Genomic DNA, 16,392 nt, shown 5'->3' with positions numbered 1-16,392 from the left:
CCGGGTGGTGCGGGTCAATCTAGTCAGGTGGCGACGGGGCAGGCAATCGGCCCGTGCGCTCGGGTGCCGATGCGTGATCTGCGCGACAACGCCGGCTGCGCTCAGCGCGAGAGCGGCGTCCCGCACACGTCGAGGGCGTGCTGCTCCACGGCCGCCATCGCCGTCACCGTCTGCTCCGACCCGACCTCGCGGGCCGCCGCCTCGATGTCCTCGCGCGCCCCCGCGTCGAGGTCGGCGGGCGGGTCGTCGGCGGCGTACGTCGACGGGTCGACGCCGTGGTCGGACAGCACCTGCTCGAGGGCCCGCAGGGGACCGATGACGGCGTCCCAGTCGTCGGCGATGTCGCGCGGTGCCTTCTCGCGCAGGTCGTCGTAGGTGTCGAGTGCTCCGAAGAGCGCGCCGGCGTCCTCGTCCGCCGCGATGTCGGTGAGGGACTCCTGGTGCTCCTGCACCGCGTCGCAGTAGTCGGCCTGCGGGTCGTTCGAGCAGCCGGCCGCGAGCAGGCAGGCGAGCAGCGGGACGACGAGGAGCCTCACGCCCCCAACCCTTGCACGGCGTCGTTGCCGCGCAGGGCCGCGTCGCGCAGCGCCGTGACGTCGGGACCCGCGCCGAGGACCTCACGCGAGGAGCTCGGCAGCGCCCACCGGGCAGCGGCGCCGAAGATGCGGGCCAGGTCGTCGACGGTGCCGCCCTGGGCGCCGTAGCCGGGCACGAGGAACGGTCCGTTGATGTCGGGGTCCTCCTCGGTCGAGCCGATGGTGGCGCCCACGACCGCACCGAACGAGCCCACCGGCTCGGCGTCGGCGTTGAGGGTGCGCAGGTGGGCGAGCACGGTGCCGGCCACCGTCGCCTCACCGGTGCGGGCGTGCTGCACCTCCGGCCCTTCCTTGTTGGAGGTCAGCGCGAGGACGAACAGGCCGCCGCCGTGCCGCTGGCACGCCTCCACCATCGGGTCGAGCGAGCCGAAGCCGAGGTAGGGGCTGGCCGTGATCGCGTCGCTGGCGAGCGGCGAGGCCGGGTCGAGGTAGGCGTCGGCGTAGGCCTGGCTGGTGGAGCCGATGTCGCCGCGCTTCACGTCGAGCAGCACGAGGGCGCCCGCGTCGCGGGACTCGGCGATCACGCGCTCGAGGACCGCGATGCCGCGGCTGCCGAACCGCTCGTAGAACGCGCTCTGCGGCTTCACCACGCTGACGACGGGCGCGACGGCCTCGACGACCGTCAGCGCGAACCGCTCCAGGGACGCGACGTCGTCGGCCAGGTCCCACTGCTGCAGCAGCCCGGCGTGCGGGTCGATGCCGACGCAGAACCGGCCGCGATCCTCGATAGCGCGGGCGAGGCGGGTGCCGAAGGGAGTCATGACATCTCCTGGGTCGAGGTGAGGTCGGCCCGGAGCCGGGCGACGGTCGTGGGGTCGTGGAGCAGTGCGGTGCCGACCTGGACGGCGGTGGCGCCCGCGTCGAGGTAGGCCCGGGCGGAGGCGAGGTCGCGGACCCCGCCGCAGCCGATGGTGGGCAGGTCGGGCAGGGCGTGGTGCACGACGGCCACGCACCGCAGCGCGATGGGGCCGATCGCCGGGCCGCTGAGCCCCCCGGCGCGCCCGTCGGGGAACGCGGCCGGCACGGCGTTGCCGATGACGACCGCCGTGGCTCCGGCCTCGTGGCAGGAGCGCGCGCCCTCAACGATGCGTGACACGTCGGGCCGGAGCTTGGCGAGGACGGGGCGGTCGGCCGGGAACTCGCGCCGGACCGCGGCGATGACGCTGGCGGAGTGGTAGGGCTCGCGCACCTCGAAGAGCCGGGCCCCCACCTCGTCCGGGGCCCCGACGTTGACCTCGAGGCCGGCGACGCCGGGCGCCCGGCTGAGGCGGCGCGCCAGGTCGGCGTACTCCCCCATGGTGGAGCCGGCGATCGACACGATCACGCGTGCGCCGGCGCGCACGAGCCACGGCAGCTCGGTGGCGAGGAAGTGCTCGAGGCCCGGGTTGGGGAGCCCGACGGCGTTGACCAGCCCGCCGGGAACCTCCACGACGCGCGGCCCGGGGCCGCCCGTGCGCGCGTCGAGGGTGATCGAGCGGGTCACGAAGTCCAGGCCGTCCAGGCCGTCGGGACCGGCGAAGGGCTCCAGCTCGCGACCGGTGCCGCCGCAGCCGGCGGCGACCATGACGGGAGCGGGGATGCGCGCGCTCACAGCGTCTCCCACCTGACGCGGTCGCCACGCACGACCGGGCCCTCGGTGCAGGCACGGACGACGCGGTCCACGCCGTCCTCCCCCACCACCGGCAGCGGGCAGCCGTGGCACAGGCCGGTCCCGCAGGGCGTCGGCGTCTCGACGGCGACCTGGCTCCAGGCGCCCGCGCGCTCGGCCGCCCCCGCGGCGGCGCGGAGCACCGCGGTGGGGCCGGTCGCGTAGACGACGTCGGCCTCGCTCCGGCGGACCAGGTCGTCGACGTGGTCGGCGACGGTCCCGCGCTGGCCGACGGACCCGTCGGCGGTCAGGACGGTGACCGAGCGCGCCGAGCGGCGGGCCTCGAGCGCGGAGAGCAGGCGGGCCTCGTCGGGCGCGGACACCACGAGCGACACCGCGCAGCCCCGCTCGCGGAGCCGCTCGGCCAACGGGAACAACGGCGCCGCGGCGTAGCCCTCGCCCACCAGCAGGCAGGACACGGCTTCCTTGGGCAGCGCGAAGGGTCGGCCCAGCGGACCCGTGATCGACACCTTGGCGCCGACGGGCTGGGCGGCCAGCCAGGCGGTTCCGGTCCCCCGCGGCTCGACCACCACGTCGAGCGTGGGGCCGAAGGCGCTGGAGGCCCGGACCCGGTGCACCCACAGGGGCCGGCGGGCCACGTGGCCCTCGACGCTCAGTGCCACGAAGTTGCCGGCGCGGAAGTGCTCGGGGACGCCGGGCGCGGTGAGGGTGAGGTGGCGGTAGGCGCCGATGCGCTTGGTCGCCACGACCTCGCCGTCGACGTGGACCGGGACGTGCACGGGCCGCCGCACCTCACCCATCCGAGTCAGCCACCTGCATCACGCGCGCCGGGCCAGGCCGCGCACGATGCGGCCCGGCCAGAGCGGTCCCTCGTAGACGAACGCCGTGTAGGCCTGGAGCAGGTCGGCTCCCGCCGCCAGGCGCCGCCGGGCGTCGTCGACGGTGGTGATGCCACCGACGCCGACGAGGGTGAGGTCCGGGCCGACGCGGGTGCGGAGCATGCGCACGACGTCCTCGGAGCGCTGGGTGAGGGGGCGACCGCTCAGGCCCCCGGCACCGATCGCCTCGACCGCCTCGCGGGGGCTCGCGAGCCCGTCGCGGCTGATCGTGGTGTTGGTGGCGATGATCCCGTCGAGCCCGCTGGCGACCGCGAGGTCGGCCACGGCCAGCACGTCGTCGTCGCTGAGGTCGGGTGCGATCTTCACCAGCAGCGGCACCCGGTGGTCGGGGCGCACCTCGTCGGCGCGACGTCGTACGGCGGCGAGCAGGGGCTCGAGCTTCTCGACGGCCTGCAGGTCGCGCAGGCCCGGCGTGTTGGGCGAGGAGACGTTGACGACGAGGTAGTCGGCGTAGGGGGCGAGCAGCCCGGCCGACTTCTCGTAGTCGCGGGCCGCCTCCTCCTCCGGCACGACCTTGGTCTTGCCGATGTTCACCCCGAGCAGCGTCGACCCGCCACCGGCCCGCCATGCGGCGAGCCGCCGCGCGACCACCTCGGCGCCGTCGTTGTTGAAGCCCATCCGGTTGACGATGGCGCGGTCGTCCTTGAGCCGGAACAGCCGCGGCCGGGGGTTGCCCGGCTGGGCCTCCCCGGTGACCGTGCCGACCTCGACGTGGCCGAAGCCCAGCGCCGCGAGCCCGTCGATGCCGACGGCGTTCTTGTCGAAGCCGGCCGCGAGCCCGAGGGGGTGCGGGAAGGTCAGTCCCAGCGCGTGCACCGGCGCAGACGGCACCCGCACCGCCCGCGCGGTGACGGGCGCGGCCGCCCGGATCGCCCCGAACGCCGCATGGTGGATGCGTTCGGGGTCGACCCGCGTGAGGGCGTGGGCGAAGAGGACGTCGTAGGGCCGCACGGTCAGGCGGTCCGGTCGCCCGTGGACGAGGCGGCGAGCTTCGCCCAGTCCTGCAACGACCTGACCCCGATGTCGCCGCGCCGCATCGCCTCGAGGCCCTGCACCGCGGCGCCGAGGCCCTGGATGGTGGTGATGCACGGGATGTCGGTGAGCACCGCGGCGGTGCGGATCTCGTAGCCGTCCGCGCGCGGCGAGCCCCCGCTCGTCGCACCGTGCGGCGTGTTGATCACCAGGTCGACCTCGCGGTCGAGGATCCGGCCCACGATGGTCTTCTCGCCGCCGGGGCCCTCGCCCTCGGACTGCTTGCGCACGACCGTGGCCTGGACGCCGTTGCGGCGCAGCACCTCCGCCGTGCCGGCGGTGGCGAGGATCTCGAAGCCCATGTCGGCGATCTGCTTGACCGGGAAGATCATGTGCCGCTTGTCGCGGTTGGCGACGGACACGAAGACCTTGCCGGACAGCGGCAGCGAGCCGTAGGCCGCGGCCTGCGCCTTGGCGAAGGCCGTGCCGAAGAAGGCGTCGAAGCCCATCACCTCGCCGGTCGAGCGCATCTCGGGGCCGAGCAGCGCGTCGACCGTGCGCCCGTCGGAGGTCTTGAAGCGGTCGAAGGGCATGACCGCCTCCTTGACCGCGATCGGCGACCCGTCGGGCAGGTGCCCGCCGTCGCCGGTGGCAGGCAGCACGCCGGCCGCGCGGAGGTCGGCGATCGACTCACCGAGCATCACCCGGGCCGCCGCCTTCGCCAGCGGCGTGGCGGTCGCCTTGGAGACGAACGGCACCGTCCGCGACGCGCGCGGGTTGGCCTCGAGGACGTAGAGCACGTCGGAGGCGAGGGCGTACTGGATGTTGAGCAGTCCGCGCACGTCGAGCCCGCGGGCGATGGCCTCGGTCGAGCGCCGGATCCGGTCGATCTCCTCGCGCCCGAGCGTGATCGGCGGGAGGGCGCAGGACGAGTCGCCGGAGTGGATGCCGGCCTCCTCGATGTGCTCCATCACGCCGCCGAGGAAGAGCTCCTCGCCGTCGAAGAGGGCGTCCACGTCGATCTCGACCGCGTCGTCGAGGAACCGGTCGACGAGCACCGGCTGGCGCTCGTTGATCAGTCCGTTGGCGACGTACTTCTCGAGGTAGGCCTCGAGCGCCGCGTCGTCGTAGACGATCTCCATGCCGCGTCCGCCCAGGACGTAGGACGGTCGCACGAGCACCGGGTAGCCGATCTCGTGGGCGATCCGCTGCGCCTGGGGGTACGACGTCGCGGTGCCGTGCTTGGGCGCCGGCAGGCCGGCGTCGGCGAGGACCCGGCCGAAGGCACCGCGCTCCTCGGCGAGGTGGATCGCCTCGGGCGTGGTGCCGACGATCGGCACGCCGGCGTCGGCGAGGCCCTGGGCCAGGCCGAGCGGGGTCTGGCCGCCGAGCTGGCACACGACACCCGCGACGGGGCCGGCCTGCTGCTCGGCGTGGACGATCTCGAGGACGTCCTCGAGCGACAGCGGCTCGAAGTAGAGCCGGTCGGAGGTGTCGTAGTCGGTGCTCACCGTCTCCGGGTTGCAGTTGACCATGATCGTCTCGTAGCCGGCCTCGGCCAGCGCGAGCGAGGCGTGGACGCAGCTGTAGTCGAACTCGATGCCCTGGCCGATGCGGTTGGGCCCGGAGCCCAGGATGATCACGGCCTCCTTGCCCTCGGCCCGCGGCTGCACCTCGGTCTCCTCGTCGTAGGACGAGTAGTGGTACGGCGTCTGCGCGGCGAACTCGGCCGCGCAGGTGTCGACGGTCTTGAAGACCGGCCGGATGCCGAGCGCGTGGCGGACGCCGCGGATCACGTCGGCGCTGAGCCCGCGGATCTTGCCGATCTGGTCGTCGGAGAAGCCGTGGCGCTTGGCCAGGCGCAGCAGGTCGGGGGTGAGCTCGGTGGCGTCGATGAGCTGCACGGCGACCTCGTTGATCAGCGCCAGCTGGTCGACGAACCAGGGGTCGATGGCGGTCGCGTCGAAGATCTCCTCCGGCGTCGCACCGGCCCGGATCGCGTCCATGACCTTCTTGAGGCGGCCGTCGTGCGGGACCTTGATCTCCTCGAGCAGGGCGTCCTTGTCGAGCTCGACCCACTCCTTGTGCCAGTCGAAGGGCGCGTGCTTGCTCTCCAGCGAGCGCAGCGCCTTCTGCAGGGCCTCGGTGAAGTTGCGGCCGATGGCCATCGCCTCGCCGACCGACTTCATGTGCGTGGTCAGCGTCGGGTCGGCCTCGGGGAACTTCTCGAAGGCGAACCGCGGCACCTTCACCACGACGTAGTCGAGCGTCGGCTCGAAGGACGCCGGGGTCTCCTGCGTGATGTCGTTGCGGATCTCGTCGAGGGTGTAGCCGATCGCCACCTTCGCCGCGATCTTGGCGATCGGGAAGCCGGTCGCCTTGGACGCCAGGGCGCTCGAGCGGGAGACGCGCGGGTTCATCTCGATGACGATGAGGCGCCCGTCGGCCGGGTTGACGGCGTACTGGATGTTGCAGCCACCGGTGTCGACCCCGACCGCGCGGATGATGCCGATCGCGAGGTCGCGCATCGCCTGGTACTCGCGGTCGGTCAGGGTCATCGCCGGGGCGACGGTGATCGAGTCGCCGGTGTGCACGCCCATCGGGTCGAGGTTCTCGATCGAGCAGACGATCACGCTGTTGTCGGCCCGGTCGCGCATCACCTCGAGCTCGTACTCCTTCCAGCCGAGGATCGACTCCTCCAGGAGCACCTCGGTGGTCGGGCTGGCGGCCAGGCCGGCGCCGCCGATGCGCCGCAGGTCGGCCTCGTCGTAGGCCATGCCCGAGCCGGTGCCGCCCATCGTGAAGGAGGGGCGCACGACCATCGGGTAGCCGAGCTCGTCGGCCGCGGCGAGCAGGTCGTCCATCGAGTGGCAGATGACGCTCTTGGCGGACTCGCCGCCGAGCTGCTCGACGATCTTCTTGAACTGCTGGCGGTTCTCGCCGCGCTCGATCGCCTCGATGGAGGCGCCGATCAGCTCGACGCCGTACTTCTCGAGGACTCCGGCCTTGTCGAGGGCCATCGCGCAGTTGAGGGCGGTCTGGCCGCCGAGCGTCGCGAGCAGCGCGTCGGGGCGCTCCTGGGCGATGACCTTCTCGACGAAGTCGGGCGTGATCGGCTCGACGTAGGTAGCGTCGGCGAACTCGGGGTCGGTCATGATCGTGGCCGGGTTGGAGTTGACCAGGATGACCCGCAGGCCCTCCTCCCGCAGCACGCGGCACGCCTGGGTGCCGGAGTAGTCGAACTCGCAGGCCTGGCCGATGATGATCGGCCCGGAGCCGATGACCAGGACGGACTGGATGTCAGTGCGCTTGGGCATGTCAGGCGCCCTTCCTGTCGGTCATGAGATCCGCGAACCGGTCGAAGAGGTAGGCCGCGTCGTGCGGGCCGGCCGCGGCCTCCGGGTGGTACTGCACGGAAAAGCTCTTGAGACGCCCGCCTGCATCTTCTGGGTCGCGCAGCTCGAGGCCCTCCACCACGTCGTCGTTGAGGCACACGTGGCTGACCGAGACCTCGCCGAACTCGGTGGTCGTCGTGCCCTCGAGCGGGGCGTCCACGGCGAAGCCGTGGTTGTGGGCGGTGACCTCGACCTTGCCGGTCGTGCGGTCCATCACCGGCTGGTTGATCCCGTGGTGGCCGTACTTGAGCTTGTAGGTGCCGAAGCCCAGCGCCCGGCCGAAGAGCTGGTTGCCGAAGCAGATGCCGAAGTAGGGGATGCCGGCTCGCAGGGCGCCCTGCAGCAGCTCGACCTGGGCGGTGGTGGCGGCCGGGTCGCCGGGGCCGTTGGAGAAGAAGAGCCCGTCCGGGTCGACCGCCTGCACGTCGGCGAGCGTCGCCGTGGCGGGGAGCACGTGCACCTCGATGCCGCGCTCGCTCATCATCCGCGGGGTGTTGGCCTTGATCCCGAGGTCGATCGCGGCGACCGTGAGGCGCTTCTCGCCCTGCGCGGGCACGACGTAGGCCTCCGGGGTCGAGACCGCCTCGCTCAGGTTGGCTCCGGTCATCACGCCGGACTCCAGGACCCGCTGCAGCAGCCGCTCGGGGTCGGTCTCGGTGGTGGAGATGCCGACCCGCATCGCACCGCGCTCGCGCAGGTGCCGGGTCAGGGCGCGGGTGTCGACGCCGGAGATGCCGACGACGCCCTGGTCGCGCAGCTCCTCGCCGAGGCCGCGGACGCTGCGCCAGTTGGACGGCACGCGCGCGGGGTCGCGGACGACGTAGCCGGCGACCCAGATGCGCGAGGACTCGGGGTCCTCGTCGTTCATCCCGGTGTTGCCGACGTGCGGGGCCGTCATCACGACGACCTGGCGGTGGTAGCTGGGGTCGGTCAGCGTCTCCTGGTAGCCGGACATGCCGGTGGAGAAGACCGCCTCGCCGAAGGTCTCGCCCTCGGCACCGAAGGACTCACCGCGGAAGGTGCGCCCGTCCTCGAGGACCAAGAGCGCTGCGGTCTGATTCCTGGCAGGCAGAGCCATGCCGTACCTCCTTCTCCGCCTCACGGGACGGATCGTTAAAGGATGTTCGAGCCGACGCCGACCCTACCAGCGCGAGGGTCGGGCGACGGCATCGCGTCCACGACGCGACTCGAGCGGCCATGTGTCCGCTCGGGTGGCCCCATTCCGGGGTCCCAGCGTCCATCTCGCGCACCCAGTGGGCGTCACCAGGGGGAGAGGACCAGCTCCGGTCCTCGCCAGCGGCGGCGCAGCCAGCGGTCGTGCGAGGCCAGCACGACGCCGCCCGGCGAGGTCGCGAGCGCCTCCTCGAGCTCACCGGCGAGCGCCAGCGAGACGTGGTTGGTCGGCTCGTCGAGCAGCAGCAGGTCCGGCGCCGCGGCGATCGCGACGGCCAGCCCGAGGCGTCGTCGCTGCCCCACCGACAGGCTGCCGACCGGCGTGCGGTGGTCGCGCGGGTGCAGCAGGCCGAGGTCGCGCAGCGGCGGCGGGTCGGCGAGCCCGCGGACCGCGGCGTCGTACGTCGACAGGGCCGGGCGCGACGGGTCCCGCACCTCCGGGTCCTGGGTCAGCTCGCGCACCGTCCGCGCGCTCACCTCGACCGTGCCGCCGGTCGCCCGGAGGCGGCCGGAGAGGACGCCGAGGAGGGTGGACTTCCCCGAGCCGTTGGGTCCGGTGAGCAGCAGGTGCTCCCCTGCCGACAGGTCCATCTGGCACAGCCTCATCCGGCCCACCACCTCGAGGTCGCGCGCCTGGACGAGCCTCCCTGTCGACCGAACGGTGAGGTCCCCGCGGAACCTGAGCGGCGCCGGGGGCTTGCGCACCTGCTCGCGCTCGGTGAGCTCGAGCCGACGCTGCGCGTCGGCCTTGCGACGCGACAGCGCCCGGGCGACCTTCTGCCCCTTGCCGAAGTAGATGAACTTGTCGTTGTCGGTGGGCGGCCGGTCGTGCGCGATGGCACTCGTCCCGATGCGCGTCGCGGCGCGCAGCCGGCCGATCTCCTCCTGCTGCTCGGCGTACGTCTCCTCCCACCGGCGTCGCGCGTCCGCCCGCGCCGCCTCGTAGGCACTCCAGCCGCCGCCGAAGCGCTTCCCGCCGCTGCCGTCCGTGCCGAGCTCGCCGGCATCGAGGTCGACGAGGTCGGTGCAGACGTCGTCCAGCAGCACCCGGTCGTGGCTGGCGAGGACGACGACACCGGGCAGCTCGCGCAGGAAGTCGGTGAGGACGTCGATCGCCTCGTCGTCGAGGTGGTTGGTGGGCTCGTCGAGCAGCAGGCACGTCGGCCGCGTGGTCATGATCGTGGCGAGCGCGAGCCGGGTGCGCTGACCGCCGGACAGCGTGCCCACCAGCCGTTCGGGCGCGAGGTCGAGTCCCAGTCGCGCGGCGGCGAGGGCGGCCCGGCGGTCCGCGTCCCACGCGTCGTGGGCCAGCGCGACCTCCAGGGCGCGCTCGTAGGCCGCGTCTCCCTCGGCGGTGCCCACGGCGGCGGCGAGCCGCTCGACGTCCGTGACGGCGTCGCGCAGGGGCGCCAGCGTCATGGCGAGCACGTCGGCCACGCTGGCGCCGTCCCGGAACGGCCTCTCCTGCCCGAGGAGGACGAGGTCGCCGGGGGCCTGCACCGTGCCTCTCACGCGGGCGCGGGACGGCAGGCGACCGGCGACTGCACGCAGCAGCGTCGACTTGCCGACGCCATTCTCGCCGACGAGGCCGATGCGCCGGCCGGGCTGGGCCAGCAGGTCCATGCCCGTCAGGACGGTGCGGTCGGGATAGGACACCGAGAGATCGCTGACGACGAGCGGAGCGAGGGTGATGGTGGATGCGGTCATGCGGAGGTCCTTCGAGGCTGACAGGCGGGACCCGCCGGGCTCGGGCGCAGGAGCGCCGCCGCGGACGCGGGTCGGGTCAGTCGTGGATCCACATGATGACCAACAGCCTAGGTGGCGCGGGCCGGAAGGCCCACCGAATTACGACACCGCGCTGGCAGGCTGACCCCATGCACGTCGTCGACCTCGACCAGGCCGTCCGGACCGTCCGCGCGCACTGCGCCAGGCTCACGCCCGGCACCGTGCCCAGGATCGTGACGAGCGGCAACTTCGCCTCGCCCACCGCGTTGCTCACCCCGCTGCTGGCCGAGCTGCCCGCGGCTCGCCTGCACGCCCTCAACGCCCAGTGCGACCTGCCGCTGCACGACGGCGTGGTCCCCGAGACGACGTTCGTGGGTCCGGGCTTCCGGCGGCACCCCCGCCTGGCCTACGTGCCGTGCCGGCTCTCGATGGTGCCGCGGCTCTTCTGCGGTCCGCTCGCTCCGGACGTGGTGGTGGTGCACACCACCACGCCCCGCAACGGCCAGGTCTCGCTGGGGCTGGAGGTCAACGTGCTCCCGGCGGCGATCGAGGCTGCTCGCGAGCGTCGCGCGCTGGTCGTCGCGATGCTCAACCCGCGGATGCCATGGACCTTCGGGGACGCCGAGATCTCCCTCGACGACATCGACCTCGGCGTCGAGGTCGACGCGCCCCTGACCACCCACGCGGCCGCGGCGCCGAGCGACGACGCCCGGCTGATCGGCTCCCGCGTCGCCGCCGAGATCGGCGACGGCGCCACCCTGCAGGCGGGCATCGGGGAGGTGCCGGACGCGACCATCGCCGGTGTCCTCGAGCGGCGCGGACTGAAGATCTGGACCGAGATGTTCAGCGACGGCGTGCTGACCCTGGAGGAGGCCGGTGCGCTGGACCGCGGCACGCCGTTGCGTACGTCGTTCGTGTTCGGCAGCCAGGAGCTCTACGACTGGGTGGACGACAATCCGCGCGTGCGGATGCTGCGCACCGAGACGACCAACTCCCCCGCCGAGATCGCCCGCCAGCCCGCGATGACGTCCATCAACACCGCCCTGCAGGTCGACCTGTTCGACCAGGCCAACGCGTCGCGGATCGGGGCGCGGATCTACAGCGGCTTCGGCGGCCAGACCGACTTCACCGTCGGGGCGAGCCACTCCCCCGGCGGCCGGGCGTTCATGGCGCTGCGCAGCTGGCACCCGCGGGCGGACGTGTCGACGATCGTCCCCCTGGTCGACGAGCCGGTGACGTCCTTCCAGCACGGCGCGGTCGTCACGGAGCAGGGCATCGCGTGGATGTGGGGACGCGACGAGCGGGCCCAGGCGCACAACCTGATCGAGCACGCCGCCCACCCGCGCGTGCGCGACGACCTGTGGGAGGAGGCTCGGGGGCTCGGGCTGGCCTGAGAGGCGCGGCTCAGTCGACGAAGACGCAGAAGACGTGGCCCTCGGGGCTGGCGTAGGCCCGCAGCGGCTCGTCGGGGTCGTCGGTGCGGTCCAACCGCAGCTCCCCGCCCAGCGCGAGCACCCGCTCGTGCACGGCGTCCAGCGCCGCCCGCGACGGGACCGTGGTGTCGAGGTGGCTGACCGACGGGTGCCCAGGCTCCGGCCACCGGCTCTCGGGCAGCGACCCGACCTGCTGGATGGCGAGGCAGCGTCGACCGTCGGGATGGGTGAGCACCAGCCAGTCGGCGTGGTCCGCGCCCTCGGGGGCCTCGTCCCCGGGGCGGTAGGCCAGGCCGAGGAGGTCACGCCAGAACTCGGCCTCCCGGCGTGGGTTCCGGGCGTCGAGGACGGTGTGCAGCAGCTGCGGGACCACTGGCGGGAAGTCGCTCATCCCCCGACCCTACGAGGTGTGAGGATCGGCCCATGACCTCCTGGATCCAGATCTTCCTGGACACCCCCGCCGAGCACTTCGAGGAGGCCGTGGGCTTCTGGTCGGCAGCCACCGGCTGGACGCCGTCGGAGCGTCGCGGCGAGGACGGCCAGTTCCTCACGCTGCTGCCGGCGGCAGGGTCGGCGTACGTCAAGATGCAGGCCGTCGACGGGCCGGCAGGGGTGCACCTCGACCTGGACTCGACCGACCGGCCGGCGGCCATCGCCCGGGCGCGGGCACTCGGCGCGACCACGGCGTGGGCCTACCACGACGTCGAGGTGATGCGGTCCCCCGGCGGCTTCCTCTTCTGCCACACGCTCCTCGACGGCCGGCCCGCCCTGCACCGCGACGGCGCCACCATCCTCGACCAGGTCTGCCTCGACGTCCCGTCAGACCTCTGGGACGTCGAGGTCGCCTTCTGGCGCGACCTGACGGGTCGGGGACCTCAGGTCGGCACGGCGCCGGGGTTCGTGCGCCTCCTCGACCTGGAGCGGCCGCGCATCCTGCTCCAGCGCCTCGGTGACGCCCGAGGCACGGTGCGCGCCCACCCGGACCTCGCGACGGCTGACCGGGGCTCCGACACGGCTCGGCACGTGGACCTGGGCGCACGCGTCGTGGCGGTGCACGACCACTGGACCGTGCTCACCGCGCCGGGCGGGCAGGTCTACTGCCTCACCAACCGCGACCCGGGCACCGGGCGGGCGGTGTGACGCGACGCACGGAGCCAGACCGGGTGAACATGCGTACTCTCAGTATGTGACCTTCCTTCGGAATGCCCTCTCCGCAGTCCTCGCCCTGACCGCCACCGCCGCCGGCGCTGCGGTCGTCCCCGCGCACGCCGCCGGCCTCGTCGTGCCGGTGCAGTGCGAGATCGGCGACGAGACCGTCCTGCCGTGGGACGACGTCGCCTACGACCTGCGCGGCACCTGCGGCGTCGTCCGGGTCACCGGCGACGACACCACGGTGACGATGCCCACCGCCACCCGGCTCGTCGTCGACGGCACCGGCAGCACGATCACGGCCAAGTCGCTGGGTGGGCTCGACGTCGTCGGCGCCGGCACCAGCCTCACCGCTCCGTCCGTCCAGTCGCTGGCGGTGTCGGGCGCGGGCTCGACGGTGACGGTGTCCGGCCTCGTCGAGCTCGCCGAGCTGGCCAGCACCTCCTCGTCGCTGTCGGCCGACACCATCAACGTCCTGCGCCTGCGCGGCTCCGACACGGTGCGGGCCCGCAAGGCCTACCGGACGCGCGTCACCGGCTCGGACAACGTGCTCGGCCTGACGCGCGCCGACCGCCTGGTCCTCACCGGCGCCCGCAACGCGGTCACCGTCGCGCGGGGTCGTACGACCGTCCGTGACCGCGGCGCCGACAACGTGCTCGACCTGCGCCCGCGCCGCCGCTGATCAGTCGACGAGCGCGCCGTCGCGGACCGTGACGCGCCCGCCGTAGACCGTGTGCACGACCCGCGAGGTGAGGCTGCGCCCGTGCCACGGGTTGTTGCGCGACAGCGACGCCGAGGAGTCGCGGTCGACGGTGATCGCCGCGTCCGGGTCGACCAGCACGACGTGGGAGGGCGATCCGGGCGCGAGCGGCTGGCCCTGGGAGGCGAGGCCGGCGATCCTGGCCGGCGTGACGGACATGACGCGGGCGATGTCGGCCCACGACAGGTCCGGCATGACCGTGCGCACCACGCCGAGCGCGGTCTCGAGGCCGAGCATCCCGAAGGCCGCGTCGACGAAGGCGTGCTCCTTGTCGTGGCGCGCGTGCGGGGCGTGGTCGGTCGCGACCGCGTCGATGGTGCCGTCGGCGAGGGCCTCCCGGAGCGCGTCGACGTCCTCCTGCGGGCGAAGCGGCGGGTTGACCTTGAAGGTCGGGTCGTAGCTGGTCAGCAGGTCGGTGGTGAGCAGCAGGTGGTGCGGCGTCACCTCGGCGGTGACCGCCCAGTGGCCGTCCCGTTCGGCCTGCGCCTTGGCCCACCGCAGGACCTCCACCGAGCCGGCTGTCGAGACGTGGGCGACGTGGACCCGTGAGCCGGTGTGACGGGCGAGCATCACGTCGCGCGCGACGATGACCTCCTCGGCGATGCCCGGCCAGCCGGGCAGCCCGAGTCGTCCGGAGACCTCGCCCTCGTGGCAGCAGGCAGCCGGCCCGGCCAGCGCCGGGTCCTGCGAGTGCTGCGAGACGACCCCGCCGAACGCCTTGACGTACTCCAGCGCGCGGCGCATCACCCGGGGGTCGTGCACGCACTTGCCGTCGTCGGAGAAGACGGTCACCCGGGCCCGCGAGCGGTGCATCAGGCCGAGCTCGGCGAGCTCCTCGCCGCCGAGCCCGCGCGTCACCGCGCCCACGGGCTGCACGTGCACGAGCCCGGCCTCGCGACCGAGCTCCCAGACCCGCGTGGCCGCCTCGGCGGTGTCGGTGACGGGCGTCGTGTTGGCCATGGCCAGGACGGCCGTGTAGCCGCCCAGCGCGGCGGCCTGCGAGCCGGTGAGGATCGTCTCGGCGTCCTCGCGTCCCGGCTCGCGCAGGTGCGTGTGCAGGTCGACGAGCCCGGGCAGGGCGACGAGTCCGTCGGCGTCGAGCGTCTCGGCGCCCGAGGGCGCCTCCTCGACGAGCATCCCCGCGTCGTCGACGTACAGGTCTCCGGTCTTCTCGCCGAGCAGCGATGCTCCGGTGATCACGAGGGACATCAGGCTTCTTCTCCTGCCAGCAGGTGGTAGAGCACGGCCATCCGGATCGCGAGCCCGCTGGAGACCTGCTCCAGCACGACCGACTGGGCCGCGTCGGCGGCGTCGGCGGCGATCTCGAGGCCACGGTTCATCGGGCCGGGGTGGCAGATGGGGACGTCGGGCTTGAGCAGCGCGAGCCGGTTGCGGGTGAGGCCGTAGCCGACGGTGTACTCGCGCGGGCTCGGGAAGTAGGCGCCGGACATCCGCTCCCGCTGGACCCGCAGCATCATCACCGCGTCCGCGTCCGGCAGCACTGCGTCGACGTCGTACGACGTCTCGAAGCCGGCCGCGGCCGACCACGCGCCGATGCCGCTCGGCATCAGCGTGGGCGGCGCGACCACGGTGACGCGGGCGCCGAGCTTGGTCAGGCACTGGACGTTGGAGCGGAAGACCCGGCTGTGGGTCAGGTCGCCAATGATCGCGACGTGGCGCCCCTCGAGCGAGCCGAGGTGGCGCTGCAGCGTGTAGGCGTCGAGGAGGGCCTGGGTCGGGTGCTCGTGCATCCCGTCGCCGGCGTTGACCACCGACGCGTCGACCCACTGGCTCACCTGGAGGGCGGCGCCGCTGGCCGGGTGGCGGATGACGAGGCCGTCGACGCCCATGGCGCAGACGGTCAGCACGGTGTCGCGCAGGCTCTCGCCCTTGGACGTGCTCGAGCCCTTCGCGCTGACGTTGATCACGTCGGCGGAGAGCCACTTGCCGGCGATCTCGAACGACGAGCGGGTGCGGGTGGAGTCCTCGAAGAACATGTTGACGACCGTGCGACCGCGCAGCGCCGGCAGCTTCTTGACCTCGCGGTTCTGCACGTCGTGCATGTCCGCGGCGGTCTCGAACAGCTGCTGGACCTCGTCGGTGGACAGGTCGTCGATGGAGAGCAGGTGCTTCACGAGATCGTCACCTCGTCGGTGCCGTCGACCTCGGCCAGGCGGACGCTGACCCGCTCGGCGAGGGCGCTGGGCAGGTTCTTGCCGACGTGGTCGGCACGGATCGGCAGCTCGCGGTGGCCGCGGTCCACGAGCACCGCCAGGCGTACGGCGGCGGGGCGGCCGAGGTCGGCCAGCGCGTCGAGCGCGGCCCGGATCGTGCGGCCGGAGAAGAGCACGTCGTCGACCAGCACGACCACCTTGCGGTCGATCCCGCCCGGGGGCAGGGCGGTCTTGTGCGCGCGGCGCGTCGGCTGGGAGCGCAGGTCGTCGCGGTACATCGTCACGTCGAGCTCGCCGACCGCCACGGGCGCACCCTCGACGGCGGCGATCTTGTCGCCGATGCGCCGCGCCAGGGGTACGCCGCGCGTGTGCAGGCCGAGCAGCACCAGGTCGGTGGCGCCCTTGTTGCGCTCGAGCAACTCGTGCGAGATCCGGGTCAGCGCCCGGGAGATGTCGCGGGCGTCGAGGACGGTGCGGTCCGCCCTGTCGCTCACGGGGTCAGGGCTG

Annotated in this window: 15 protein-coding genes; 3 read left to right on the top strand and 12 right to left on the bottom strand. The window is 73.2% G+C overall.

Annotated elements, in window-relative coordinates; all coding sequences use genetic code 11:
- Nucleotides 1-101: 101 nt before the first annotated feature.
- The 8 genes from ACS3YM_RS07795 to ACS3YM_RS07760 form a co-directional block, all read right to left on the bottom strand.
- A complete protein-coding gene (locus ACS3YM_RS07795) occupies nucleotides 102-536 on the bottom strand; it encodes a hypothetical protein (RefSeq protein ID WP_439939505.1) in 435 nt (144 codons plus the stop codon).
- A complete protein-coding gene (gene pyrF, locus ACS3YM_RS07790) occupies nucleotides 533-1,357 on the bottom strand; it encodes an orotidine-5'-phosphate decarboxylase (protein WP_439939504.1) in 825 nt (274 codons plus the stop codon). The genes ACS3YM_RS07795 and pyrF overlap by 4 nt, the downstream gene beginning before the upstream one ends.
- The gene (locus ACS3YM_RS07785; RefSeq protein WP_439939503.1) at nucleotides 1,354-2,187 is read right to left on the bottom strand and encodes a hypothetical protein; all 834 of its coding nucleotides are present in this window, start codon (nucleotides 2,185-2,187) and stop codon (nucleotides 1,354-1,356) included. Before ACS3YM_RS07785 ends, pyrF begins: the two co-directional genes overlap by 4 nt.
- The gene (locus ACS3YM_RS07780; RefSeq protein WP_439939502.1) at nucleotides 2,184-3,005 is read right to left on the bottom strand and encodes an iron-sulfur cluster-binding protein; all 822 of its coding nucleotides are present in this window, start codon (nucleotides 3,003-3,005) and stop codon (nucleotides 2,184-2,186) included. The genes ACS3YM_RS07785 and ACS3YM_RS07780 overlap by 4 nt, the downstream gene beginning before the upstream one ends.
- Nucleotides 3,006-3,023: 18 nt before the next feature.
- Nucleotides 3,024-4,055, bottom strand: coding sequence for a quinone-dependent dihydroorotate dehydrogenase (locus tag ACS3YM_RS07775; RefSeq protein WP_439939501.1), 1,032 nt, complete (start codon nucleotides 4,053-4,055; stop codon nucleotides 3,024-3,026).
- A 2-nt stretch (nucleotides 4,056-4,057) separates the two neighbouring features.
- Complete coding sequence (gene carB, locus ACS3YM_RS07770; protein ID WP_439939500.1) at nucleotides 4,058-7,393, bottom strand: carbamoyl-phosphate synthase large subunit; 3,336 nt, start codon at nucleotides 7,391-7,393, stop codon at nucleotides 4,058-4,060.
- A 1-nt stretch (nucleotide 7,394) separates the two neighbouring features.
- Entirely contained in the window at nucleotides 7,395-8,549 is a 1,155-nt protein-coding gene (gene carA, locus ACS3YM_RS07765) for a glutamine-hydrolyzing carbamoyl-phosphate synthase small subunit (protein WP_439939499.1), read from the bottom strand.
- A 182-nt stretch (nucleotides 8,550-8,731) separates the two neighbouring features.
- Nucleotides 8,732-10,351 (bottom strand): ATP-binding cassette domain-containing protein, encoded by a 1,620-nt coding sequence (locus tag ACS3YM_RS07760; RefSeq protein WP_439939498.1) that lies wholly within the window; start codon nucleotides 10,349-10,351, stop codon nucleotides 8,732-8,734.
- A 167-nt stretch (nucleotides 10,352-10,518) separates the two neighbouring features.
- Here ACS3YM_RS07760 and ACS3YM_RS07755 point away from each other — a divergent pair, with 167 nt between their 5' ends.
- Nucleotides 10,519-11,763, top strand: coding sequence for an acetyl-CoA hydrolase/transferase family protein (locus ACS3YM_RS07755; protein ID WP_439939497.1), 1,245 nt, complete (start codon nucleotides 10,519-10,521; stop codon nucleotides 11,761-11,763).
- 10 nt (nucleotides 11,764-11,773) lie between these two features.
- Here the strand turns inward: ACS3YM_RS07755 and ACS3YM_RS07750 are convergent, their stop codons facing one another.
- On the bottom strand, nucleotides 11,774-12,193 hold the full coding sequence (locus ACS3YM_RS07750) for a VOC family protein (protein WP_439939496.1): 420 nt from the start codon (nucleotides 12,191-12,193) through the stop codon (nucleotides 11,774-11,776).
- A 32-nt stretch (nucleotides 12,194-12,225) separates the two neighbouring features.
- Between ACS3YM_RS07750 and ACS3YM_RS07745 the strand changes: the two genes are divergently transcribed.
- Both ACS3YM_RS07745 and ACS3YM_RS07740 read left to right on the top strand, forming a co-directional pair.
- A complete protein-coding gene (locus ACS3YM_RS07745) occupies nucleotides 12,226-12,942 on the top strand; it encodes a VOC family protein (protein ID WP_439939495.1) in 717 nt (238 codons plus the stop codon).
- 46 nt (nucleotides 12,943-12,988) lie between these two features.
- Entirely contained in the window at nucleotides 12,989-13,633 is a 645-nt protein-coding gene (locus tag ACS3YM_RS07740) for a DUF3060 domain-containing protein (RefSeq protein WP_439939494.1), read from the top strand.
- On the opposite strand, the gene ACS3YM_RS07735 is transcribed toward ACS3YM_RS07740, so the two are convergent.
- The 3 genes from ACS3YM_RS07735 to pyrR are packed head-to-tail and all read right to left on the bottom strand — an operon-like array spanning nucleotide 13,634 to nucleotide 16,379.
- Nucleotides 13,634-14,920, bottom strand: coding sequence for a dihydroorotase (locus ACS3YM_RS07735; RefSeq protein WP_439939493.1), 1,287 nt, complete (start codon nucleotides 14,918-14,920; stop codon nucleotides 13,634-13,636).
- Nucleotides 14,920-15,846 carry an aspartate carbamoyltransferase catalytic subunit gene (locus ACS3YM_RS07730; RefSeq protein WP_439939492.1) on the bottom strand — a complete coding sequence of 309 codons (927 nt, stop codon included), beginning with the start codon at nucleotides 15,844-15,846 and terminating at the stop codon, nucleotides 14,920-14,922. The genes ACS3YM_RS07735 and ACS3YM_RS07730 overlap by 1 nt, the downstream gene beginning before the upstream one ends.
- Nucleotides 15,843-16,379 carry a bifunctional pyr operon transcriptional regulator/uracil phosphoribosyltransferase PyrR gene (pyrR, locus tag ACS3YM_RS07725; RefSeq protein ID WP_439939491.1) on the bottom strand — a complete coding sequence of 179 codons (537 nt, stop codon included), beginning with the start codon at nucleotides 16,377-16,379 and terminating at the stop codon, nucleotides 15,843-15,845. Before pyrR ends, ACS3YM_RS07730 begins: the two co-directional genes overlap by 4 nt.
- Between the last annotated feature and the right edge of the window lie 13 nt (nucleotides 16,380-16,392).

This window comes from Nocardioides sp. N13(2025), assembly GCF_051912545.1.
Lineage (GTDB): Bacteria > Actinomycetota > Actinomycetes > Propionibacteriales > Nocardioidaceae > Nocardioides.
This window is presented reverse-complemented; position numbering and strand designations above follow the sequence as displayed.